The 22273-nt window shown below is 70.6% G+C and carries 21 protein-coding genes; 10 read left to right on the top strand and 11 right to left on the bottom strand.

Annotated features, from left to right (window positions below):
- The first annotated feature begins 40 nt into the window (after window positions 1-40).
- From BM249_RS07240 to BM249_RS07215, 6 genes are all read left to right on the top strand, one after another.
- Window positions 41-1366, top strand: a complete 1326-nt coding sequence (locus tag BM249_RS07240) for an MFS transporter (protein ID WP_091970387.1) — start codon at window positions 41-43, stop codon at window positions 1364-1366.
- 9 nt (window positions 1367-1375) lie between these two features.
- The gene (locus tag BM249_RS07235) at window positions 1376-2668 is read left to right on the top strand and encodes a metallophosphoesterase family protein (RefSeq protein WP_091970385.1); all 1293 of its coding nucleotides are present in this window, start codon (window positions 1376-1378) and stop codon (window positions 2666-2668) included.
- 370 nt (window positions 2669-3038) lie between these two features.
- On the top strand, window positions 3039-4304 hold the full coding sequence (locus BM249_RS07230) for an arsenic transporter (RefSeq protein WP_091970383.1): 1266 nt from the start codon (window positions 3039-3041) through the stop codon (window positions 4302-4304).
- Window positions 4305-4336: 32 nt separating this feature from the next.
- Entirely contained in the window at window positions 4337-5266 is a 930-nt protein-coding gene (locus BM249_RS07225) for a DMT family transporter (RefSeq protein ID WP_091970381.1), read from the top strand.
- Between the two features lie 352 nt (window positions 5267-5618).
- A complete protein-coding gene (locus BM249_RS07220; protein ID WP_091970379.1) occupies window positions 5619-5846 on the top strand; it encodes a hypothetical protein in 228 nt (75 codons plus the stop codon).
- 24 nt (window positions 5847-5870) lie between these two features.
- Window positions 5871-6125 (top strand): BrnA antitoxin family protein, encoded by a 255-nt coding sequence (locus BM249_RS07215; protein ID WP_091970377.1) that lies wholly within the window; start codon window positions 5871-5873, stop codon window positions 6123-6125.
- Between the two features lie 85 nt (window positions 6126-6210).
- On the opposite strand, the gene BM249_RS07210 is transcribed toward BM249_RS07215, so the two are convergent.
- Together BM249_RS07210 and BM249_RS07205 are read right to left on the bottom strand one after the other, a co-directional pair.
- Window positions 6211-6684, bottom strand: coding sequence for a YaiI/YqxD family protein (locus BM249_RS07210; RefSeq protein WP_091970376.1), 474 nt, complete (start codon window positions 6682-6684; stop codon window positions 6211-6213).
- Window positions 6681-7745, bottom strand: coding sequence for an adenylate/guanylate cyclase domain-containing protein (locus BM249_RS07205; protein WP_091970374.1), 1065 nt, complete (start codon window positions 7743-7745; stop codon window positions 6681-6683). The genes BM249_RS07210 and BM249_RS07205 overlap by 4 nt, the downstream gene beginning before the upstream one ends.
- 444 nt (window positions 7746-8189) lie before the next feature.
- Here BM249_RS07205 and BM249_RS07200 point away from each other — a divergent pair, with 444 nt between their 5' ends.
- Entirely contained in the window at window positions 8190-9029 is an 840-nt protein-coding gene (locus BM249_RS07200) for an aldo/keto reductase (RefSeq protein ID WP_091970372.1), read from the top strand.
- A 276-nt stretch (window positions 9030-9305) separates the two neighbouring features.
- On the opposite strand, the gene BM249_RS07195 is transcribed toward BM249_RS07200, so the two are convergent.
- The 4 genes from BM249_RS07195 to BM249_RS07180 all read right to left on the bottom strand — a co-directional run bounded on the left by BM249_RS07195 (window position 9306) and on the right by BM249_RS07180 (window position 14554).
- Window positions 9306-9851, bottom strand: a complete 546-nt coding sequence (locus BM249_RS07195; protein WP_091970370.1) for a TadE/TadG family type IV pilus assembly protein — start codon at window positions 9849-9851, stop codon at window positions 9306-9308.
- 191 nt (window positions 9852-10042) lie between these two features.
- A complete protein-coding gene (locus BM249_RS07190; protein WP_091970368.1) occupies window positions 10043-10609 on the bottom strand; it encodes a TadE/TadG family type IV pilus assembly protein in 567 nt (188 codons plus the stop codon).
- Between the two features lie 9 nt (window positions 10610-10618).
- Complete coding sequence (locus BM249_RS07185; protein WP_091970366.1) at window positions 10619-12166, bottom strand: TadE/TadG family type IV pilus assembly protein; 1548 nt, start codon at window positions 12164-12166, stop codon at window positions 10619-10621.
- A gap of 195 nt (window positions 12167-12361) precedes the next feature.
- Entirely contained in the window at window positions 12362-14554 is a 2193-nt protein-coding gene (locus tag BM249_RS07180; protein ID WP_091970364.1) for a transglycosylase domain-containing protein, read from the bottom strand.
- Between the two features lie 274 nt (window positions 14555-14828).
- Between BM249_RS07180 and BM249_RS07175 the strand changes: the two genes are divergently transcribed.
- The gene (locus BM249_RS07175; protein WP_091970362.1) at window positions 14829-15695 is read left to right on the top strand and encodes a type 1 glutamine amidotransferase; all 867 of its coding nucleotides are present in this window, start codon (window positions 14829-14831) and stop codon (window positions 15693-15695) included.
- 40 nt (window positions 15696-15735) lie between these two features.
- On the opposite strand, the gene BM249_RS07170 is transcribed toward BM249_RS07175, so the two are convergent.
- The 4 genes from BM249_RS07170 to BM249_RS07155 form a co-directional block, all read right to left on the bottom strand.
- Window positions 15736-17469 carry a putative bifunctional diguanylate cyclase/phosphodiesterase gene (locus tag BM249_RS07170; protein WP_425284802.1) on the bottom strand — a complete coding sequence of 578 codons (1734 nt, stop codon included), beginning with the start codon at window positions 17467-17469 and terminating at the stop codon, window positions 15736-15738.
- A 299-nt stretch (window positions 17470-17768) separates the two neighbouring features.
- Window positions 17769-18851, bottom strand: coding sequence for an acyltransferase family protein (locus BM249_RS07165; RefSeq protein ID WP_091970359.1), 1083 nt, complete (start codon window positions 18849-18851; stop codon window positions 17769-17771).
- A 123-nt stretch (window positions 18852-18974) separates the two neighbouring features.
- Window positions 18975-19349: a restriction endonuclease gene (locus tag BM249_RS07160; protein WP_091970357.1), complete on the bottom strand. Its 375-nt coding sequence runs from the start codon at window positions 19347-19349 to the stop codon at window positions 18975-18977.
- A gap of 10 nt (window positions 19350-19359) precedes the next feature.
- Complete coding sequence (locus tag BM249_RS07155; protein ID WP_091970355.1) at window positions 19360-20187, bottom strand: alpha/beta hydrolase; 828 nt, start codon at window positions 20185-20187, stop codon at window positions 19360-19362.
- A gap of 197 nt (window positions 20188-20384) precedes the next feature.
- Between BM249_RS07155 and BM249_RS07150 the strand changes: the two genes are divergently transcribed.
- Both BM249_RS07150 and BM249_RS07145 read left to right on the top strand, forming a co-directional pair.
- Window positions 20385-21149, top strand: a complete 765-nt coding sequence (locus BM249_RS07150) for a site-2 protease family protein (RefSeq protein ID WP_091970353.1) — start codon at window positions 20385-20387, stop codon at window positions 21147-21149.
- 68 nt (window positions 21150-21217) lie between these two features.
- Complete coding sequence (locus BM249_RS07145) at window positions 21218-21472, top strand: hypothetical protein (protein WP_091970351.1); 255 nt, start codon at window positions 21218-21220, stop codon at window positions 21470-21472.
- 79 nt (window positions 21473-21551) lie between these two features.
- On the opposite strand, the gene BM249_RS07140 is transcribed toward BM249_RS07145, so the two are convergent.
- A complete protein-coding gene (locus BM249_RS07140; protein ID WP_091970349.1) occupies window positions 21552-22229 on the bottom strand; it encodes a BA14K family protein in 678 nt (225 codons plus the stop codon).
- Window positions 22230-22273 lie beyond the last annotated feature (44 nt).

The following is a 22273-nucleotide window of genomic DNA, read 5'->3' as shown; positions in this document are numbered from 1 at the left end:
ATCATCTTGCGACGTCGGCGACGTCAGGAAGGGCTCATCCGTGTCCGAGGCGAACACCTCCGGCGGCGCCGTCGCGCGCGCGCCCTCCGCCCGCACCCTGCGCGGCCTCGACGCCCTCAACTTCTTCCTCGCTGACGTCCGCGACGGCCTGGGGCCTTATCTCGCCATCTACCTCATCGCCGTGCGCGGGCCGGACCAGGGTTGGAACGAGGCCACCACCGGCCTGATCATGACCATCGCGGGCATCGCCGGCCTCATCGCCCAAACGCCGGCCGGTGCCCTCATCGACCGCACGAACCGCAAGCGCGCCGTGGTGATCGCCGGCGCCATCGCGGTGACGCTGAGCTGCCTCGTGCTGCCGTTCATCTCGAACTTCTACCTCGTGGCCGCCACCCAGTCCGTGGCCGGCATCGCCGGGGCGATCTTCCCGCCGGCGCTCGCCGCCATCACGCTGGGCGTCGTCGGCCCGAAGATGTTCGCCAAGCGCATCGGCCGCAACGAGGGCTTCAACCACGCCGGAAACGCCGTCTCGGCGGCCATCGCCGGAGGCACGGCCTATTTCTTCGGCCCCATCGTGGTGTTCTGGCTCATGGCGATCCTCGCCGCGTGCAGCATCGGCGCCATGCTGATGGTGCCGGCCGACGCCATCGACGACGACCTCGCGCGCGGCCTCGACGAGACCGAGTCGCAGGCCAAGGCCAAGGGCGGCGAGGAGCCCTCGGGCTTCTCCGTGCTGCTGAAGAACAAGTACCTCGTGATCTTCGCCGTGCTGGCCGCCCTGTTCCACCTCTCCAACGCGGCGATGCTGACCTCCGTCGGCCAGCTCCTCACCAAGCTCTCGGGCAAGGACAACGCCACCTCGCTCATCGCCATCTGCATCGTGGCGGCCCAACTCGTGATGGTGCCGGTGGCGGTGTTCGTCGGCGCCAAGGCCGACGCCATCGGGCGCAAGCCCATCTTCCTCGCCGCCTTCGGGGTGCTCGCCGTACGCGGCGTGCTCTACACGCTCTCCGACAACCCGTTCTACCTCGTGGGCGTGCAACTCCTCGACGGCATCGGGGCGGGGATCTACGGCGCCCTGTTCCCCCTCGTGGTCGCCGACCTGACCCGCGGCACCGGCCGGTTCAACGTCGCGCAGGGGGCGGTGGCCACGGCGCAGGGGCTCGGGGCCGCCCTGTCGGCGACGCTCGCCGGCGTCATCATCGTCTCGGCGGGCTATTCCACCGCCTTCCTATCGCTGGCCGCCATCGCGGGCCTCGGATTCGCCCTCTACCTCTTCGTGATGCCGGAGACCTACGGCTACGAGCCCGGCCGCAACGACGCCACCGGCGGGGGCGCCGCGCCCCTGCCGGCCGCGGCGGTCTGAGGCCGGGCCATGGCACCGATGCCCGACCCCCTGGTGTTCCTGCATGTCGGCGACCTGCACCTGACGAAGCCGGAGGCGCGCAACGCCGGGGACTTTCGGGAAATCCTCCGGCAGATCGACGGCATCGCGCCGAAGACCGCCTTCGACTTCGTCTACCTGCCGGGCGACCTCGCGGAAGACGGCTGCGCCGCGCAGTACCGGATTCTCACGGATGCCCTCGCGGCGCATCCTCACCTGCCCGTGCGCCTGATTCCGGGCGACCACGACCGCCAGTTCGGACGGATGGATGACTTTCGGGCGTTCTATGCCGATCTCGCGGCCTCTCGGACGGTTCCGGCGCCCACGGAATGGGACCTCGACCGGCCGCCCGAGCACGTGGCGCCGGACGCCGAGGTTTGGCCCGTCGAGACGGTTCCGCACTATTGCGCCTGCGAGGACATCCGGGGCGTGCGCTGCCTGTTCGTCGATATCGTCAGCCCCGGCTACGGCCGGAAGGGCATCGGCCTCGATTTTCGCCTCGGACGCGAACAGACCCTCTGGCTGAACGAGCGCATCGGCGAAGCGGTGGACGAAAAGATCCCCGTCGCGGTGTTCATGCACGCCTATCCGGACGACCTGCGCGAGCCCGACGAACGCCTCGACATCGGCGGCCTGTTCTTCGAGGCGGGTGTGCGCCTCGTGGAGATGGGCCACACGCACTACAACGAACTCGCGCATGACGGACATACATTGTATGCCGCCGCCCGTTCCGTGGGCCAGAACGAGGACGGCTCCGTCGGCTATGCCGTGGCGGCCCTCGACGGCCCGGTGACGAGCTGGCGCTTCAAGGCCCTCGACCGGGCCTGGCCGTTCGTCCTCATCACCAGCCCGGCCGACCGGCGCGTGGCGACCCGCCCCGCCACGGCGGAGAACACCGGCCTGGAACGGGACGCGCAGGGCCGCATCCGGGTTCGTGCCGTGGTGCTGTCGGATGTCGATCCGCGCTACGTCCATGCCCGGGCCGGGACCGGCGCATGGCACCGCATGACCCGCGTATCCGACCGGGTCTACGAGGTGTGGCTGCCCTGGCCCAGGGAGGCCCGCACGATCCAGGTCGAGGCCGTGCATCCGGATTGGACCGGCCACGGCCCGGATTTCGTCGACACCGACGTCATCGCGCCCGTGACCGAATTCGACGGGCCGGATGTCGTGGCCCTGATCCCGGACAAGCCCGGCAGCGACGTACCGAATATCGGCGCCTGGACTCAGAAGGGCGTGCGCGGCGACCAGCTCGGACCCAATCGAAACGGGCGGAAATGGTGAGGGGTGGGTGGGCGCGGGGCTCGGTTGATCACCCCGGATCGACGAGGCGTGACAGGCTCCCTCTCCCCGAAGGAGAGGATTGGGGTGAGGTGTGCGATCTTTTCAGACATGGACCACACCTCACCCTGTCCAAGGGAGGGAACCCACGTTGCCTGCGAAACAGGGAATGCCGGGCGCCTTTCGGAGGCGAGGTCTTGGCGTGATCCTGACTGACGCGTCGGGACTTCCGCAGATCCATCAGGACAGAGTGTAACGCGCCGACTCTCCTTGTCGGAGGCGAAGGAGACCGGCCCACCCGTTCGATCCTGCGGGATTGGGCGCCGGGAAAGACCACACGACGCGCCCGCCGGGCGCTGGGGGAGATCGAGACGTGATCGCTGGACTGACACCCAACCTCGCCACCTGGGGGATCGCCGCGCTCGCGACCCTCGGGGTCATCACCCGGCCCTTCTCCTGGCCGGAGGCCGTGTGGGCGGTGCTGGGCGCCGTCGCCCTCGTGCTGTTCGGCCTGATGCCCGCCGGGACCGCTTGGGAAGGCGTCCTCAAGGGCACGGACGTCTACTTGTTCCTCGTCGGCATGATGCTGATGTCGGAGGTGGCCCGCAAGGAAGGGCTGTTCGACTGGTTGGCCGGCATCGCCGTGCGCGCCGCCAAGGGCTCGGCCACCCGGTTGTTCACCCTGATCTACGGGGTGGGCACCGTCGTCACGGTGTTCCTCTCGAACGACGCCTGCGCGGTGGTGCTGACGCCCGCCGTCTACGCCGCCACCAAGGCCGCCAAGGTCGAGAACCCGCTGCCGTACCTCTTCATCTGCGCCTTCATCGCCAACGCGGCGAGCTTCGTGCTGCCGATCTCGAATCCGGCCAACCTCGTGGTGTTCGCCGAGCACATGCCGCCCCTGACCCGGTGGCTCGCCATGTTCGCCCTGCCGTCGGTGCTGGCGATCCTCGCCACCTACGCGGTCCTGCGCCTGACCCAGAACGCCACCCTGCGCGGGCAGCAGGTCGCCACCGATGTCGAGGCGGTCTCCCTGTCGCGCACGGGCCTCATCGCCGGGCTGGGCATCGTCGCCACGGGCGGCGTCCTCATCGGCGCCTCGGCGCTCGGCCGCGACCTCGGCCTGCCGACCTTCGCGGCCGGCGGCCTCACCACCCTCGCGGTGCTGCTGATGAAGCGCGGCGGCCTCGTGGAGGTGGTCAAAGACGTGTCGTGGTCGGTGCTGCCCCTCGTGGCCGGCCTGTTCGTGCTGGTCGAGGCCCTGGAAACCACGGGGGTGCTCGCGATGATCGCCGACGCCCTAAAGCGCGCCGCCGCCGCGTCCCCCGTCGAGACCGCCTGGGGGGCCGGCACCCTGGTGGCTTTGTTGTGCAACCTCGTGAACAACCTGCCGGCCGGGCTCATCGCCGGGGCGGCCGTGCAGACCGCCCACGTGCCCGACACGGTCGCGGGCGCGGTGCTCATCGGCGTCGATATCGGCCCGAACCTCTCCGTCACGGGCTCCCTCGCCACCATCCTGTGGCTCAACGCCATCCGGCGCGAGGGCCAGGATGTCGGCTTCTGGCGCTTCCTCAAGCTCGGCCTCCTGGTGATGCCGCCGGCCCTGATCCTCGCGCTGGCCGGCCTGCTCCTCGTCTGATCCCGACTCTCCCGCACCCCACGAGGCACCCCGTGAGCCCCGCCCTCCTGTATCCCTTCATCCTCGTCGCCGGTGCCCTGCAGGCCCTCGGCAACTCCATGAACGCGCAGCTGCGCGGCAAGCTGGTGAACCCGTGGCTCGCCGCTTGCGTGTCGTTCCTGCCCATCGTGTTCGTGTTCGCCACCCTGTTCCTGGTGATGCCGACGCCGCTGCCGACCCTGGACACTTTGAGCAAGATGCCCTGGTACGCACCGCTCGGCGGCGTCGCCGGAGCGGTGGCGGTGTTCGGCGGCCTCGCCTTCATCGACAAGGTCGGGGCCGGCCCGTTCAACGGCCTGACCCTTACCGCCAACATCCTGGCGTCGCTGGCCATGGACGCGTTCGGGTTGTTCGGGCTCCAGGGCGGCGGGTTCAAGGTCATGCCGTGGCTCGGCGGCCTGCTCATGGCGGTCGGCGTCGTGTTCATCGCCCGCACCACGGCCGACAAGGGCGGGGAGAAGGACGAGGGACACGGCCTCAACCCGAAGCTGCTCTACCCGTTCATCGTGGTGGCGGGCATCCTCCAGGCGGTGGGCGTGGTCTGGAACTCGCAGCTGCGCGGCGCCCTGGTGAATCCGTGGCTCGCCGCCATGGTGTCGTTCCTGCCCGTCGTCTTCGTGTTCGTCCTCGTGTTCCTGCTGCGGCCGAAACCCCTCCCGACCCGTCAGGATGTCGAGGGCGTGCGTTGGTGGATGCCGCTCGCCGGCATCACCGGCGCCGTGGCGGTGTTCGGCGGCCTGCTGTTCGTCGACAAGGTCGGGGCGGGCGCCTTCAACGGCCTGCTCATCACGGCGAACCTCCTCACCTCCGTCGCCCTCGACCATTTCGGCTGGGTCGGCATGAAGCAGGTCAAGGCCGGCGCGGCGCGGCTCGGCGGCGCCGCCCTCATGGTCGCGGGGATCGTCCTCATCTCGGTGTTCTGACACCCGGATCGCGGCGGGCGGGACGAGCGGTCCCGGCCGCCGCGCGCGGGAAGACCGAGAAAACGGTCGATCGCGTGCTGTTTCCACGGGATGACGTACGAAGACGTGCGGATCGACACCGGAGTGATTGGCCTTTTCCGCCCGCGCTATGCTACATGGGAAACATCCCGCCTGAAGCCGATCCGCGCGAAGGTGTGTGGACCAGCCTTTTCCGCCGCCCGACCGCCGCCTGAGCGGCCATCCGGTGCGTGTCGTGCCACCCATCGGTCGCCGAACCGCGCGAGCCCACCTCGCCCGGGTTCACCCGACGATGTTGCGTGTGATGACGGGAGGGGCCGAGGATAGGAACGCAATGAGCGACGAGACCGACGCCCGGACCCGATCCGAAGAGCGTGCCGAGCGTGCCGAGCGCATGGCCAAGGAAGGCGCGGAGGCCATGGCCGAGCATCTCGCCGCCGTCAAAGCCGTGGACGAGCGCACCGTGCGCCTGCGCGCCCTGCGGCTGGCCAAGGAGGCCGCCGACGCGGAGGCCGCCGCCGCAGCCGCCGCAGCGGCCCCGCCGAAGCGCAAGCGGTCGTAACCGTAGGGTCCGGAGAACATCGCCATGGCATTCGAGCGTTCCCGCCGCCCGAGCGACCCCCGTCAGGCGGCGGAAGCCGCCTTCAAGGCCGCGACCACGAAACCCGCGCCGGCGTCCCGCCCCGCCGCCCCGGCTCCGCAGGCCGCCCCCGCCGTGCCGGGCGCCCGAGAGATGGTGTCCCTGCGCCTCGACCGGGCCGTGCTGGAGCATTTCCAGAAGGACGGTCCCGGCTGGCAGGACCGCGTCAACGCCGCCCTGAAGGCCGCCGTCGGCCTGTAAGGCTCTGGCTCGGCAGAACCGCCCCGTCCCTGGCGCAGGCGGCGCCAGCGGAAGGCGACCCGGGACCCGCGAGACAGTCGCCGGATCACCCGAACCCATTGCGTTTCAACCGCATCACCGTCCGGTCGAGGGCGCCGAGATAGGCCGAGCGGTCGCGGGCCGAGAACGGTTTCGGGCCGCCCGTGACGGCGCCGGCCTCGCGTAGCTCCTGCATGAGGTTGCGGGTGGCCAGCGCCATCCCGACGGAATTCTCGCTGAACGGTTTGCCCGTGGGGGCGAGAGCCTCGGCCCCCGCCTTCACGCAGCGGGCGGCGAGCGGCACGTCGGCGGTGATCACGATGGCGCCCGGCCGCGCCCGCTCGGCGATCCAATCGTCGGCGGCGTCGAACTTGTCGCTCACCACCACGCGCTCGATCCACGGCTCGCGTGGAACCTGCAGGAACGTGTTGGCGACCACCACCACGGGGAGGCCGTAGCGCGCCGCCACCCGGTAGGTCTCGTCCTTCACCGGGCAGGCATCGGCGTCGATATAGACGATGATCCTCGGGGTCTCGCTCATCGGGCCGCCGCGCGCCGGGGGAGGGGGACCGGTCCGGCCGAGGCGTCGGCCCGCTCCAGGGTGGAGACGCTGAGGGGCTGGCCGCGCCCGCGCAGGGCGTGTGCCCCGAGCGACCGGGCGACGATGCCGGGCGGCAGGTGCGGCAGGCGGGCGAGGAGATCGTCCGAGACGAGGATTTCGGTGCCGAGCGGCCGGCACAGGGATTCGATCCGGGACGTCACGTTCACGGCGTCGCCGAAATACGCGATCTTGTGGCGGTCGACGCCCACTTCCGCCGTCACCACCGAGCCGCCGTGCAGAGCCGCGCGCAGGCGCGGCACCGTGCCGAACCGCGCCCGCCACGCATCGGCCTCGGCCTCGATGCGGTCCATGACGTCGAACACGCAGGCGACGCAGCGCGCGTCCTTGAGGCCGCGTGCCATGGGCCAGGTGATCATCGCCATGTCGCCGATGTAATCGTCCGTGGAGCCGGCATTCCGGCGCACGGGTTCGGCCATGGCGGCGAACACCGCGCCGAGATACGCCTGGGCCTTCAGGTCGCCGTGGGTCTCCGCGAAGGCGGTGGACCCCACGACGTCCAGGAACAGGAAGATGCGCTCCTCACGCACGGGGCGGTGATAGCGCCCGACGAGGAAATTCACGAACACCTCGCCGCCGATGAGGTCGCGCATGCGGATCACGAAGACGAGGAGCGCCGAGACCGCCAGGGAATAGGCGAGCACCCGGGGCGTGATCTTGACGGCGTGGGCGAGGTCGTCGTCCGTGAGCCCGAGCGCCCAGACCACGAGGCCGCCCAGGGCGATGCCGGCCGCGATCATGAGCACGTAGGCGAATTCGGCGGCCGGCACGTAGAGCTTGGCCGGCATCCGCCGCATCCGCGCCTGGAGACCGCCGAGGATCATGCCCCGGTCGAAGGCCAGGGTGGTGATGCCCACCGACACGCCGTAGGCGAGGCCGGCGAGCGGCGTCGCGCCCCCGACGAACAGGACGTTGTAGAGCAGGCCCGCCCCGCCGCAGGCGACGAGGATGAGGATCCAGAACCAGCGGTGCTGCGGCAGCATCAGGCGTGGGCCCCGTTCAGGACGAGAGCCGTCAGTCGCCACACCGGATGGCCGGTTGGGTGGACCGAAGCGTCGGGTCGAAGCGCAACAGGCTCCCTCTCCTGGAAGGAGAGGGTTGGGGTGAGGTGTCGTCCATCTCCGAAGAGGTCACTCACCTCACCCTGTCCCTCTCCTTCCAGGAGAGGGGACCCGCGCCATCCTTGTGCGGCATCGAGATCATGGCCTGTGAGGAGCGGTCGAGCGCGGATCGGGAACGGAGCGGCGCTGCCCACGGGGGATCCCTCGCGATGGTGCCGGCGCCGCGCGGGCGGCGCTGTGGAAGCGGAACCGTACGCCCCTGCACACCGTCCCATGATGGCGTCAGTATGGCCGCAGCCGCGCCGGGGCGCCGAATGCCGTCCCGGCGCGTTGGAATGGGATCATTGCGGAGAAGGGCTCGGGAGCATGAGGCAACGCGCATTCGGCGCCACGGGGCGCGCGGTGTCGGTGATCGGCCAGGGCACGTGGCGCCTCGACGACGACGACCGGGCGGCGGCGCTCGCCACCCTGCGGGCGGGGCTCGAGGCCGGTCTGACCCACATCGACACCGCCGAGATGTACGGCGAGGCCGAGCCCCTGGTGGCCGAGGCCATTGCCGGGCAGCGCGAGCGGGTGTTCCTCGTCTCGAAGGTGCTGCCCTCCAACGCGTCGCGGGCCGGCACGGTGGCGGCCTGCGAGCGCTCCCTGAAGCGTCTCGGCACGGACCGCCTCGACGGCTACCTCCTGCACTGGCCGGGCTCGTACCCCCTGGAGGAGACCATCGCGGGGTTCGAGGCCCTGAAGGCGGCGGGCAAGATCCTGTCCTGGGGCCTGAGCAACTTCGACGTCGATGGCCTCGACGAAGCCCTGCGCATCGCCGGCCCCGGTGCCATCGCATGCAATCAGGTGCTGTATCACCTGGGCGAACGGGCCATCGAGCACGCCGTCGCGCCGTGGTGCCGGCGCAACGGCGTCGCCCTCGTGGCCTATTCCCCCTTCGGCAGCGGCGATTTTCCCGACCCCGAGAGCCGGGGCGGGCGGGTGTTGGGGGAGATCGCCGAGGCCCATGGCACCAGCCCGTACGGCGTGGCGCTCGCCTTCCTCACCCGTCACGAAGGCGTCTTCGCCATCCCGAAGACGGCTCGCCCGGAGCGGGCCCGCGCCAACGCGGCGGCGGGGGACCTCGTCCTCGCCGCCGCCGAGATCGCCCGCCTCGACGCGGCCTTCCCGCGCGGCCCGCGCCCGCGTCATCTCCCGATGCTGTGAGGGGAGCGACTGTTCAGGGGTTGAGCACTTTTGCATGGTCACGAAGATGACGAACCCTCGGTCCCTTCCCACTGCGGAGCTCTCGTAAGATTCAACGGATCGGCGACGAGCGCGACAGGTCCCCTTTCCTTCCAGGGGAGGGGCCCGCGCGATCGAGTTGGTACGACATGCTTGCTTTGGCCGAAGCGGCAGCCATGTCGGTGGAAAACCCACGCCCTCCTCACGGGGATGGCCTCCCGAAGCGAGGGGCTGTCGCGATCCATCGACCTCTCGTCCTCAACTCGCCGGGCACGCCCGTCCGCCGGGCAGGATCGTCTCGATGGCGGCGGGGCCGGTGCCACGCATGGGCCAGGTCACCTGCTTGGTGAAGGTGAGGGCCTTGAGGGCGGGGAAGAGGTTGAAGATCGGCACGTAGGTGTAGGTGGTCTCGACCATGACGTAGCGCGCGCCCGCCACCGCCTCGGAATCCGGCGGTGGCCCGAGGAGGCTGCCGACGGCGCGGGGGGCGGCGTTGCGGGCCACGCTGGAGCAGACCTTCGCCACCGTGCCGGTGCCCTCCGGGTAGACCCCCACGGCCGTGAGGACGATGCCGGCGCCCGTCAGATCGGTGGGGAACGTCACCGCCGACCCGGCCGCGAACACGTCGTCGGCGTTCGGCATCCCGCCGCGCGCGATGAGGTCGGCCATGGCCCGGCCGGAGCGGAGCAGCCGCTGGCTCGTGCCGTAGGCGCGGGGAAACTCGATGCTGCCCATGAGGATGAGGAGCATCATCGGCGCCATCAGGGCGAATTCGAGGGCTGCGAGGCCGTCCGCGTTCTCCATCCATCGTCTCAGACGGCGGCGCTCTACGCGATTGGCCGGGATCGGCTTCTTTCCGAAAGCCGGTTCCCAGCTTTCGGATCGATGCTCTCGTGCTGTGACGCAATCACTTCGTTCCTGCGCCAGAGCACGAGGCTTTTGTTTTGGCATCAATTTTTCCAGATACGGCTGAAGCCTCCGTCTGGATCGATGCACTAGCATCGGCCCGCCGCGTAGGGCTCGGCGCGGAACACCGCCGTGGCGACGAGGAGCTGGCCGCCCGATCCGAGCTTGCGGGGCGACAGGTCGAGGAGGGGGAAGAACCGCGGCACCGTCACGGCGGCGCGCACGGTCACCACGTCGTTGCCGGCGGGGCATTGGAACCGGGTGCCGAAGCCCGCCGCCAGGGCCTTGGCGTTCGCGTCGTAGGGGTCGGACAGGGCGGTGGCCGAGAACGTCTGGGCGGTGGTGACCTCGACCTTCACGGCCGCGCAGTCGAACAGGGCCGGGCCGTCGCACAGGGCGGCGCGGAACCGCGTGGCGGGGTCCGAACCGTCGGCCTTTTCCTGAAAGGCGCCGGTGAACACGGTGCGGCCGGCCCGGTCCACCCCGGTATCGAGGGTCTGCTGCGCCAGGGTGAGGAGCCCGGCCTCGAACACCGCGCTGAGGATCATGAAGAACGGCGGCAGGACCATGCCGAACTCCACGGCCGCCGAGCCCTCCCGCGCCGCGCGGAACCGGGTGAGGCGGAGGAAGAGCGCAGCGCAAAGGCCTGCCGGCATGAGACTCTCCTATCGGGCGATCCTGAGCTCGCCGATCCGGGCGCCGATGGCCCGGAACGCGGTGGTGAGGTCGGCGGAATCGGTAAGGTCGAAGGACATGGACGGGCTCGTGGCGCAGGTCCGCAGCACGCCGCCGCCGCCATCCGCGACCTCGACCCGCACGGTGAAGATCTGGATGCCGGCGGCCTTCATGGCGGTGCAGAGCGTCGCGAGGCGCCCGTCGAGGGCGGCCGTCCGGGCTCCTGGATCCGACGACACCGTGCCGACGCGGTTGGCCCAGATGTAACCGAGGCCGGAATAGAACGAGCCATTGCTCGAGAGGGTGTTGGAGATCTGGTTCTGACCGTCGGTCATCAGCACCACGTACTTGCGCACGGTGGCGTCGGCGGCGTCGGCGCCCCGCACCAGGGGACCGCTCGGCGAGAGGGCGTGCCAGCCCCAGACGAGCCCGAGGGGAATGTTGGTGTCGCCGCTCACCGTCATGGCCCCGATCGCGCCCGTCAGCGTCGCCTTCGAGGTGGTGAGCGGCGTGATCGGCTGGAGTTCGCAGCCGGCATTGGGGCCGTAGAGATAGCCGTTGGGGCCGCCGGAGCGGTCGGTCTTCGAGACCTTGAAGGCGGTGCCGTACTTCGCGACCTGGCCCTGGCGGATCCGGTTGTCGAGAACCAGGAGGCCGCCGAGAAGCGGATAATCGTTGAGGTAGTCGTTGACGGCGTTGACGTCGTAATCCGACTCGTCGGGGGCGAAATACGGCACGAACAGCGTGTCGGGCACCGCCGCCGAGGCCGGCGTGTCGGACACGTCGTAGGGCATCGGCCGCGCCTCGACGCAGCCGCCCCAGGGCACCCCGAGCTTGCCGAACAGGGCGAGGCGATTCGCCTTCTGGGCGAAGATCTGGGAGTGGATCGAACTGAGACCGTCGCGGTCGATGAAGGGGGCGCCCGCATGCGCGGGGCCGACATTCACCGTCATGGAGAACGGCACCACGGCGATCTTCAGGGCGTTGGGCCGGGCCGGATCGGCCTCCCCGAACAGGCCCGTCACCAGATCCGTCGCCGCCGCCTTGAGGTTCGCGAGCTTCGTGCCCCGCATGGAGCCGGTGTTGTCGAGGACGAGGGCGATCTCGAGGTTGCCCGACCCCCGCCGGGCGGTGCCGGAGACGGTCAGCGGCAGGCCGGTGAAGCCGGCGATCCGCGTCAGGGTGGTGGGCGTCGTGCCCGTCACCGTCACGGTGATGCTGTCGCCCGTCCGGTCCGTCGCGATGGCGAGATCCGCGGACTGGCTCCGGTTCAGGGCGGCGGTGACCTGCTTCGTCGCCCTGTCGCGCAGGACCGCGTCCGTGGTCGCGGGCGGGAGTTTCGCCAGGGACAGGACCGTCGCGTCGACGGCGTTCTGGGCTTGCTGGCGCAGGTTGGCGTTGGCGCCGTAATCGATCGCCATGCCCGCCAGCATCATCATCGGGATCAGCGCGAGGGCGAAGATCACCACGATCGCGCCGGTTCGGTCGCCGGACAGGCGGCGGAAAGCCCGGAGGGAACGGTTGCAAAACTCGCTCATAAAGCGAGGTTCGAGGTCAAATCTTAAGAAATGGTTCGCGTCCGCTCCTCGCACGGAGGCGGAGGCTCCTCCGGTGCGATCGCGTGGGGGGAGCCCGTGATACCGGTCCCTGGACGGGCGTGACGTGGGGGGCCCTCGCGTCGAGCGAGACCGTTTCCGGCGCCCGCGCCGATCCGACGTGATCGCCGCCCGCTTCTACTCTCCGACGCCGAACAGCTTCTCCATGAAGTTGCGGTCGTCCTTGCGCGGGGCGGGGCGCGCGGGGGCCGCCGTCGCCACGCGCGGGGCCGGTTGCGGCTCGCCGAGGAGGGCGCCGAGCACGCCGCCCGTGGGGGCGGAGGGTTCGGTGGCGGGCGCGGGGGCTGCGGGGCGGTTGCGCCAGGATTTGGCGCCGGGCAGCATCACCGGGGTCTGCCCCTTCAGGGCCGTGGTCATGTAGGCTTTCCAGATCTCGCCCGGCAGGTTGCCGCCCGAGACCTTCTTCGTGGATTCGCCGTCGTCGTTACCGAGCCAGACGCCCGTGACCAGGGTCGCCGAGAAGCCGACGAACCAGGCATCGCGGAAATCCTGGCTGGTGCCGGTCTTGCCGGCGAGATCCCAGCCCGGGATGTCGGCCTTGCGGGCGGTGCCAGACACGAAGGTCTCGTGCATCATGGCGTTCATCATCGCGTCGGCGTTGGCGTCCATCACCCGGCCGAGGCCGCCCTCCTTGCGCTTGTAGAGCGGCTTGCCGTCGCCGGTCTTGATGCTGGCGATGACGTACGGGATCACCCCCGTCCCGCCATTGGCGAAGGCGGCGTAGGCGCCGACCAGTTCGAGGGGCGTCACCTCCGAGGTGCCGAGCGCGATGGAGCCGTTGGCCTGGAGCGGCGAGGAGATGCCGAGGCGTTGCGCCGTCTGCACCACGGTCTTCGGCCCCACCTCCTGGCCGAGGCGCACCGCCACGGTGTTGAGGGAGTGGGCCAGCGCGTCGCGCAGGGTCACGGGGCCGCGATAGTCGCGCGAATAGTTCTCCGGGTTCCAGCCCTTGATGTTGATGGGCGCGTCGTCCCGCACGGTGTCGGGGGTGAGGCCGTGCTCCACGGCCGCGAGGTAGACGAACGGCTTGAACGCCGAGCCCGGCTGGCGTTTCGCCGTCGTGGCGCGGTTGAACTGGCTCTGCCCGTAGTCGCGCCCGCCCACCAGGGCCCGAATCGCCCCGTCCGGCCGCATCGACACCACCGCGCCCTGGGCGACGTTGAACTTCGCGCCCTTCTGATTCAGCTCGTCCACGAGGGCCTTCTCGGCCGCCGCCTGGAGGCCGGTATCGACGGTGGTGGAGATGACGATGTCGGCGTCGAATTTCGGCAGGAAGTCGTCGAGGACGTCCATGACGAGGTCGGCGACGTAGTTGGCCGAGCCGCCGCCGCGGGTGCCCGCCGGCCGGGCCGGTTGGGCGAGCGCCACTTTCACGTCGGCGGGTTTGGCGAAGCCGAGCTCCTCCATGGCGGCGAGCACCTGGGCGGCGCGGGCCTGGGCGGCGGGCAGGTTGCGGTTCGGCGCCAGACGCGACGGCGCCTGGACGAGGCCGCCGAGCATGGCCGCCTCGGCGAGCGTGACGGCCTTGGCGGGCTTGCCAAAATAGCGCTGGGCCGCCGCCTCGACGCCGTAGGCGCCGGCGCCGAAATACACCCGGTTGAGGTAAAGTTCGAGGATCTCGTCCTTGGTGTATTTGTGCTCCAGCCACAGGGCCAGGATCGCCTCCTGGATTTTTCGTGAGGCCGAGCGTTCCGGGGTGAGGAACAGGTTCTTGGCGAGCTGCTGCGTCAGGGTCGAGCCGCCCTGGGCCACGCCGCGCCGGGTGAGGTTCTGGCCGATGGCGCGCAGGATGCCCACGGGATCGACGCCGAAATGGCCGTAGAACCGCCGGTCCTCGATGGCCACGAAGGCGCGGGGCAGGTAGGGCGGCAACTCCTTGATGCCGACGACGCGGCCACCGGTCTCGCCACGATTCGCCAGGAGCGAGCCGTCGCTCGCGAGAATCGCGATGTTGGGCGGGCGTTTGGGCACCGCCAGCTGGTCGATGGGGGGCAGCTGCGAGGCGTGGTAGGCCACGAGCCCCGCGACCCCGATGAAGGCCCACAGGCCGAGCACCACCCCGGCATAGACGAAGCGCCCGAGGAGCGAACGCCGCCGGGGCTTTCGCCCCCGCGCGCGCGCGGGGGCCAGGGGGCGCTCCGGGGGCTCCGCGCGCCGGCCCTTGGTCTCGGTTGCCCGTCGTGCCACGCCGCCCCCCGCGCGATCGGCCCGCGACAGGCGCAGGTCGAGGTCGGCCGGATTCGCGGCGCGCCCTTCGGGCACGTCGAAGTTCGGCTCACCCCGTCCGTCGCGTCCGCGTCCCTTCGCCATGCGTCCTGTCGTGTTTCAGAGCATCCCCCCAATGGGACGGGTCTGGTTCCGCACGGTAAATACGGCGGGTTTAAGGGTCTCTTAGCGCGGCCGGGCTTGGCGAGCCCGTGCCGGGGGGGGGGGGCCAACCCCTGCCGGGGGCTTGGCCAACCCATGCCGGGGGCTTAGCCGCCCCCTGTTGAGGCAGGCGTGCGGCGACGCGCCCTCGGAACGGCCGCGTTCGCCCCGCCGTTCATCCGGGCGGTTTCGCTCCGCCTCCCTTCAGGACACACCGATGCTGAATATCCTCGTCGCCGACGGCAACGACCGTTCGGGACGTGCCGACCATGTGGCGGCCACGGGACAGACCTCGGCCGAAGCCTATGCGACGATCCTGCGCACCCTCGCGGAGGCGCAGGGCGGCCCGTCCTGCACCTGCACGCTCGTCAGCCCGGCCGATGCCGATACCGCCCTGCCGCCGGGGCACGATCTCTCGGCCTATGCCGGCCTCGTCGTCACCGGTTCGGCCCTCAAGATCGGCGATGGGGCGCCGGAAGTGACCCGCCAGATCGCCCTCATGCGCGCGGCCCTCGCCGCCGGCCTGCCGGTGTTCGGTTCGTGCTGGGGGATGCAAGTCGCGGCCGTCGCCTGCGGCGGCACCGCCGGGCCGAACCCGAAGGGCGGCGAGTACGGATTCGCCCGGGGCCTCGCGGCGACGGAGGCGGGCGCCCGCCACCCCCTGCTGGCCGGGCGCCCCGCCCGCTTCGATGCGCCGGCCGTGCACGGCGACGCGGTGCTGACCCTGCCCGACCACGCCGAGCTCCTCGCCGACAACGCCTGCTCGATCCAGGCCATCGTCATCGGGCACGGGCCGGGCACGTTCTGGGGCACCCAGTACCACCCCGAACTCGACCTCGACGTCCTGGCCGCCATGCTGCGCACGAGCGCGTCCGACGTGGTGGATTCGGGCCAATGCGCCGATGAGGCGGCGGTGGAGTCCTTCGCCGCGGACCTCGCCCGCCTGCACGCCGACGGGACGGGCCACCCCGATCTTCTGGCGCGCCACGGCATCGACGCTCAGATCGTGGACGACGCCAACCGCCGCCGCGAGATCGGGAATTTTCTGGCGCGTCTCGCGGTGCCGCGCGCCGTGGCGGCCTGAAGTCGGTTCGCGGATGGTGGGTGGGACCGTCCGGAGCCGTTCAGGCCGCTTCCGTCCGGGGATGCGCGCCGTCGAACAGGGCATCGATGTCCCGCGCGGGGCACGGATGACTGAACAGGTAGCCCTGCATCTCGTCGGCGCCCTCGGCCAGGACCGCTTTGCGCTGACCTTCGGTTTCGATGCCCTCCACGAGGGTCGTCATGTTGAGGCTTTGGCCGAGACCGATGATCGCCCGGATGATCGCGGCGGCTTCCGGCTTCTCGCCGATCTCGCGGACGAACGAGCGGTCGATCTTGATCTTGTCGAAGGGGAAGCTGCGCAGGTAGCTGATGCTCGAGTAACCGGTGCCGAAATCGTCCATGGCGATGCGGACGCCGGAGGCCCGCAGGGCGTGCAGGGTCTTCAGATTCGCGTCCGTCTCCTCGAGGAGCACGCTCTCGGTGATTTCGAGTTCGAGGCGTCGCGGATCGACGGCGTTCTCGGCGAGAGCCGAGACCACCATCGTGGCGAAGGTGCGCTGGCGCAGTTGATGCGGCGACACGTTGACGGCGACGCGGACATGGCCGGGCCATCGCGCGGCATCCCGGCAGGCCTGGCGCAGCACCCATTCGCCCAGGGGCACGATGAGGCCGGTCTCCTCGGCGATCGGGATGAAGACGGCCGGGCTGACGAGGCCGCGTTCGGGATGCCGCCACCGCGCCAGGGCTTCGAGGCCGACGATGTCGTTGCTGCCGAGATCGACCAGGGGCTGGTAGAACACCTCGAACTGGCCGTTCGTCAGGGCGTCCCGGAGTTCCCGCTCCAGGGTGAGGCGGGCCCGCGCGCGGGCGTCCATCTGCGCCTCGAACACGCGCGACGTGCCGCGCCCATCCGATTTCGATTGGTGGAGGGCGAGGTCGGCGTTCTGCAGGAGTGCCGCGACATCGCCGTCACCGGACAGGGCGATCCCGACGCTCATGCCGATTTCGAGCCGGGAGCCGTCGATGTCGTAGGGGGCGCTCACGGCCGTGATCAGCCGCCGGGCCAAGGCTTCGGCATCCGCCAGGGTCTCGACGGGGTGGAGGACGACGAACTCGTCACCGCCCATGCGCGCCACGGTGGCGCGCCTCGGAACGTGCCGCTGCAGCCGCTGCGCGACGCATTGCAGGAGGGTGTCGCCCATCGCGTAGCCGAACCCGTCGTTGACGGGCTTGAACCGGTCGAGATCGAGACACAGCACGGCGAGGATCTGACCCGGCCCCAGCTGCGCCAGCAGGGTGGCGCCGATCTCGTGCAGCGCCACCCGGTTCGGCAGATCGGTCAGGGCGTCGTGCCGCGCCATGTAGGTGATGCGCTCCTCGTTGCGGCGGCGCTCGGTCACGTCCTCGAAGGTCGCCACCCAACCGCCGCCGCTCATGGCCCGGTGGGTCGCCGAAACCGTTCGCCCATCCGCGAGTTCCCGCAGGATGGATGTCGCCTGCCCCTGCACGAGGGAGATCCGGGTCCCTTCGCTGAGGTTGTCGACGGTGAAGCCCGGCGCGTAGCGCCCGAGGGCGACGAGGGTCTCGAGGATCTGCCGCTGGAACATGCCGACCCAGAGCTGATCGGCCGCGAGCCCGAAGATCTCCAGATAGCGTTTGTTCCAGACGAGGAGATGTCCCTCCGCATCGAACATGCACAGACCCTGGCTCATGTTCTCCAAGGCCGCATCGAAGCGCCGGTTCTGTTCGATGAGCTGGTCGCTAAATGGGGACGAAGACCCGGTTTCTTCGGTGGGGCGATGACGCGGCCCCACCGATGCGCCCGATCGGTCGGAGGCTCCGCCGAGAGACGTGGAAAAATCCGCCCTGCCGAAGGTGCCCCACTGCCATGTGTGTCGAAGAGGAGGTGGGAGCATGGACAGACCAAGTCCGCGATTGAATGTCTTTAGGTTAGATATCGTCTAGCGGAAAAACAATTAAGATTTTTCTTGCCGAATAGAAAGGCAAATTGCCCATGCATGCATCAGGCAATTTGCGCAATTCATCGCTCGGTCGATGCGTCGGTGCCTTCGCGCGGCCCCCACTCCGAGGCGCTCGATCCCGCCCCGGCGGGTCAGGCGCCGCGCAGCATCGGCCGGACAGGCGCGCGGTCGCCGACGATGTGGAACGCCGCCGGGCGCCGGAACAGGAAGGCGAGGGGCGTGTGGCGCACGGCCCGTTCCAGGGCGAGCGGCACGAGGATCGCCGTCAGCGTCACCACGAGGCTCGCCCAGCCGACATCGGGGATCGCCCCGGTCTTGACGAGAACGGTCCGGGTGACCGCCATGGGCAGGAAGAACGCGAGGTAGATGGCGATGGAGCGCTGCCCGCAGGCGCGCAGGGCCGCCGTCACCGGGCCGCCGGCGCGGGTGAGGAGCGCGGCGCCCGCCACGATGGCCATGGCGCCCGCGCCGCCGAGGGCGAGGCCGAGGCCGGGCAGGCTCGCGAGCGTCGGGTAGGCGGCGTAGCCCGAGGGGGTGAAGGCCATGACGCCCTCCAGCACGGCCCAGGCCGCGAGGCCGGCGAGCGCCGCGCGCGGATGCGCCCGCACGGCGGTGGCGAAGGCGAAGATCCGCTCGGCGAACAGGTAGCCGACGACGAACCAGACGTAGCGGGCGCAGAACTCCTCGAGGAGGTAGATCTCCGTCCGGATCGGCAACACCTGCAGCAGGGCGGCGCCCCCGAGGAGCAGCGGCCACGGCGCCCGGCGCAGGAGCTTCGTCACCACGGAGAACACCGCCAGCAGGTAGATGAACCACAGGCTCGAATACGGCTCGACCAGGGCGAGGACGAGGTGATGCGCGAAGGCGCCGGGGCCGGCCCCGCCCGTGATGGCGCCGTACTTCGTCGCCGACTGGATCACCACCCAGAGGAAATAGAAGTAGGCGAAATGCACCACCCGGCGGTCGGCGAACAGGCGCCAGTCCCGGTCGATCACCCGGCCGAGGAACAGGCCGGACAGGAGGAAGAAATCCGGGATGCGGAACGGCTTGGCGAAGGCCACGACGTGATGGAGGAAGCCTTCGTGCCCGAAGCCGGCCTCCGCCATGGCCTCGCCGGTGCCGAGGGTGGAATGCATCATCACCACGAGGACGATGCAGAGCCCCTTGGCGACGTCGACCCAGGCGAGCCGCGCCCCATTCGCCGTGTCCCCCATGCCCCGCACTCCCTCGCTGGTTCGGGCGGACTGTCGGGACGAAGTCGTAAAGGCCGCGATACCGGATCGCGGAGGGATCGGATCGTGACGAATCCTTCGTGAAACCGAGGACGTCGGCGGCGGTCAGGACGGGTCCCGCCGGCTCGTCCGGCGGGTGCGCGTCATCCGGGTCGCGGTGTGGAAATCGTCGGGCTTGGTCCGCACCCAGTCGAGGAAGCGGGCCATCTCGGGGTCGTCGCGCAGGGCCTGGGTGTCGGCGAGGCGCCGGGCGATCTCGGCCTCGCTGAAACGGGCGTGAATCGCCGAGTGGCAGATCTGGTGCAGGCGCACGGTGCCGGCCTTGGCGCCGCCCTTTAGCTTCGGCGTGAGGTGATGCAGGCTCGATTTGGCGCCGGGCGGAATCGGCCGCTCGCACAGGGGGCAGATCGCCGGCGCGGGTGCCAGGGGGCCGTGGGTGCTGGGGTCGTCTTCGCGCCAGCGCCGGTCGCGTCGTCCCATGGAGAGCCTTTCAGGGGGTGGCGAGGGCGGCCGAGCGGCAGGCGGGCGTGAACAGGGCGCCGGCCTCGGCGTCGCGGGCGCCGAGGATCGAGACATGATCGCCCGGGATGATCTCCAGGCGCGCGCGGGAGCCGGCCAGGGCCGCGAGGCGGCGGGCGAAGTCCACCGGAATCACCCCGTCCTCCGTGCCATGCACCACCAGGACCGGGCCGGTGCTCCCCGCGATGCGCCGGTCGGATCGGTAGGTGTCCCGAAGGAACAGGCGCGGCATCATGGGATAGCGCCAGCCGACGAGGTGATGGAGGGAGTCGAACGGCGCCTCGAGATAGAGGCCGAGATGCGGGCGCTCGGCCGCCACGGCCACGGCCACGGCTGCCCCGAGGGAATGGCCATGCAGCAGGACCGGCGCGCCGGGCGCCCGTTCGGCGATGGCGGCATGGGCCGCGCGACCGTCGCGGAGGAGGCCGTCTTCGCTCGGGCTGCCCGTCGAGCCCGGATAGCCGCGATACGCCATGGCGAGGACGCCCCAGCCCGCCGCCGCCCACGGGCCCCCGGTAAAGCGCGCGGCCCCGGCTTCGGGGATCGAGGCGTTGCCGTGGAAGCTCAGCACCACGCCGCAGCCGGGCTCCGGTGGGCGCCAGAACGCCAGGAGGCGTTCTCCGTCCGCCGTCGCCACGGCAATCGTCGCGGTGCCGGCCGGGGCGATGCGCCGTGCCTCCAGCCGCCTCGAAAAGAAGGCGCCGGGATAGATGAGGTGGCGCTGGAACGTCGCGAGCAGGCCGACGGCGACGGCGTAGAGGCCGAGCCCCCAGGCGAGGAGAATGAGAACGAGGCGCATGGGGCCCTGATGCGGCGGCGTGGCCGGGTTGCGACGTCGAGCCCACGGCTGTGCTTGACGCCGGCCCTGAGGTAGGGGTGAACGGGCGCGTGTCATCAGCGATGTTGCGTCGCGCCGCGCCCTCCTCGGGCGGAGGCGGTCGGTTCCGGCACCGCGCGGCCTCCTCGCACCCTCGTCCTCCAACACCCGAACCCGAGATGCAGCAGACCATGTCGCGAGGCACCACGGGCGGGCCGGAACCGAGCGTCGGCGCGAATTTCCTCGTTCTCCTCCTCCTCGTCAGCAGCCTCGGCTTCGGCCTCGGCGCCGGTTTCGTCGCGGGATCGGGCGCCGCCTTCGCGTTCGTGATGGCGGGCTGGGTCCTCGGCCTGTGCCTGCACGAATTCGGCCATGCCTTCGTGGCGCGGCGGGCGGGGGGCGAGGCGTCCGGCGCCTTGAGCCTCGATCCCCTGCGCTTCGCCCATCCCGTGGTGACGGTGGTGCTGCCCCTGCTGTTCACGGTTCTGGGCGGCATCGGCTTTCCGGGCGGGGCGATGCCCCTGGAATCGGAGGGCCTGCGCGACCGCGCGGGCGCCCTCGCCGTGGCTTTGGGCGGCCCCGCCATGACGCTCCTGTGCCTCGTCGTCCTGACGCTGCTGTACCATCTGGCGAACGTCGATTCGGGGCCCCTGCGCGCCGTGCTGGCGGTGTCGGTCCTGTTCCAGGGCATGGCCCTCGTCCTCAGCCTCGTCCCGGTTCCGGGCCTCGACGGCTATCGGGCCGTACGGCCGTGGCTGCCGCCGTCGTGGCGGGCCGTGGGGGATGTCGGCGCTCAACAGGCCGGTTTCGTGCTGCTGGTGCTGTTCCTGGTCTCGGGCGCGTTCAGCCGCGTGCTGTTCCGCGCGAGCCTCGGGATCACGGCCGCCGCCGGGATCGACCCCGGCGACGTGGTCGCGGGCTACCGTCTCATTCGTCTGTGGTGAGGAAACCCGCCCCGGTTTCGTGGTAGGAGCCGCCCGTCCGGTGGCGAGCCCGCCCGGTGGAGACCGCCATGGCCCTGAAGACGACGTTCCTGGTCCAGACCTTCGTGATCAAGCGCAAGCGCCTCGTGCCCGGCGATCGTGAACTCGCCCCGACGGAGAGCGGCGCCTTGAAGAAGGCCGAGGCCATGGCCGGGCGCATGCCCGGCACCGCCGCCATCAAGGTGGTGGCCGACGACGAGACCGGCGAACTCGAGAGCGCCACGATCCTCGGCCGGTTCGGCGAGATCCCGGACGATTTCGCCGAGAGTCTGCAGGGCGGCTGATTCGACCCGGCGCCCCAACGGGAAGGACCCCGGCGCATCCGCCGGGGCCCCTCGATCGTTCAGGAGGCTCGATCACGCCTCACGGCTGCGGGCAGGCGTGCCGGCGGCCGTCATTGCCGAGATAGGTGCCCGAGCGCTGGTCGTAGGACCGGAAGCGCCGGATGCAGTAGGCGACGTCGTCCCCCTGGGGAGCGAGACCGGTCTCGACGCCGTAGGCCGCCGGGGCGTAACCGCCGCCGTAGGCGCCATAGCCACCGCCGTAATAGGCCGGGGCGTAGCCGCCGCCATAGTAATCGTCCCCGTAGAAGCCGCTGCCGAGGCCGTAGCCGATGCCAGCTCCGGCGAGGCCCAGGCCGACGCCGAGGCCGAGGCCGCCATAGCCGCGCCGGTGGCCGTAGCCGTATCGGTTCCCGGCGAAGCCGCCGCGATAGCCGCCCCGGTGGAACCCACCGCGATAGCCGCCCCGGTAGCCGCCGAGGGCCGCGCCGCCGCCGAACCCCACCGCCGTGGCGCCGCCAAAGCGCCCCCCGCCGAGGCCGCCGCGAAAGCCGCCGCCCGCGAGGCCGCCGCGGAAGCCGCTTCCACCTAGGCCGCCCCGGAATCCGCCACCCGCCAAGCCGCCGCGAAAACCGCCACCGCCGAATCCGCCGCCGATATGGCCGCCGCCGCCCCGGAAGCCGCCACGGGCATCGGCCGAAGCCGGCATCAGCATGAGGGTGCCGACCACGGCCGCCGATGCGAGAAGAAATCGATTCATGTTTGTCGTCCCGTTCGATGAGGAAGTCTTGCTGATCGAACGCG

The organism is Methylobacterium gossipiicola (assembly GCF_900113485.1).
Classification (GTDB): domain Bacteria; phylum Pseudomonadota; class Alphaproteobacteria; order Rhizobiales; family Beijerinckiaceae; genus Methylobacterium; species Methylobacterium gossipiicola.
Note: the sequence above shows the minus strand (reverse complement) of the source record. Positions and strands in the feature narration are given on the sequence as shown.

Bases quoted from the DNA above. Each gene is read 5' to 3' on its own strand.
- BM249_RS07145 (WP_091970351.1), top strand. From the start codon at position 21,218: ATGGCCCTGAAGACGACGTTCCTGGTCCAGACCTTCGTGATCAAGCGC.
- BM249_RS07205 (WP_091970374.1), bottom strand. From the start codon at position 7,745: ATGCTGCCGCAGCACCGCTGGTTCTGGATCCTCATCCTCGTCGCCTGC.
- BM249_RS07185 (WP_091970366.1), bottom strand. From the start codon at position 12,166: ATGAGCGAGTTTTGCAACCGTTCCCTCCGGGCTTTCCGCCGCCTGTCC.
- BM249_RS07215 (WP_091970377.1), top strand. From the start codon at position 5,871: ATGGCATTCGAGCGTTCCCGCCGCCCGAGCGACCCCCGTCAGGCGGCG.
- BM249_RS07150 (WP_091970353.1), top strand. From the start codon at position 20,385: ATGCAGCAGACCATGTCGCGAGGCACCACGGGCGGGCCGGAACCGAGC.
- BM249_RS07180 (WP_091970364.1), bottom strand. From the start codon at position 14,554: ATGGCGAAGGGACGCGGACGCGACGGACGGGGTGAGCCGAACTTCGAC.
- BM249_RS07210 (WP_091970376.1), bottom strand. From the start codon at position 6,684: ATGAGCGAGACCCCGAGGATCATCGTCTATATCGACGCCGATGCCTGC.
- BM249_RS07165 (WP_091970359.1), bottom strand. From the start codon at position 18,851: ATGGGGGACACGGCGAATGGGGCGCGGCTCGCCTGGGTCGACGTCGCC.
- BM249_RS07155 (WP_091970355.1), bottom strand. From the start codon at position 20,187: ATGCGCCTCGTTCTCATTCTCCTCGCCTGGGGGCTCGGCCTCTACGCC.
- BM249_RS07200 (WP_091970372.1), top strand. From the start codon at position 8,190: ATGAGGCAACGCGCATTCGGCGCCACGGGGCGCGCGGTGTCGGTGATC.
- BM249_RS07160 (WP_091970357.1), bottom strand. From the start codon at position 19,349: ATGGGACGACGCGACCGGCGCTGGCGCGAAGACGACCCCAGCACCCAC.
- BM249_RS07235 (WP_091970385.1), top strand. From the start codon at position 1,376: ATGGCACCGATGCCCGACCCCCTGGTGTTCCTGCATGTCGGCGACCTG.
- BM249_RS07175 (WP_091970362.1), top strand. From the start codon at position 14,829: ATGCTGAATATCCTCGTCGCCGACGGCAACGACCGTTCGGGACGTGCC.
- BM249_RS07140 (WP_091970349.1), bottom strand. From the start codon at position 22,229: ATGAATCGATTTCTTCTCGCATCGGCGGCCGTGGTCGGCACCCTCATG.
- BM249_RS07190 (WP_091970368.1), bottom strand. From the start codon at position 10,609: ATGCCGGCAGGCCTTTGCGCTGCGCTCTTCCTCCGCCTCACCCGGTTC.
- BM249_RS07195 (WP_091970370.1), bottom strand. From the start codon at position 9,851: ATGGAGAACGCGGACGGCCTCGCAGCCCTCGAATTCGCCCTGATGGCG.
- BM249_RS07220 (WP_091970379.1), top strand. From the start codon at position 5,619: ATGAGCGACGAGACCGACGCCCGGACCCGATCCGAAGAGCGTGCCGAG.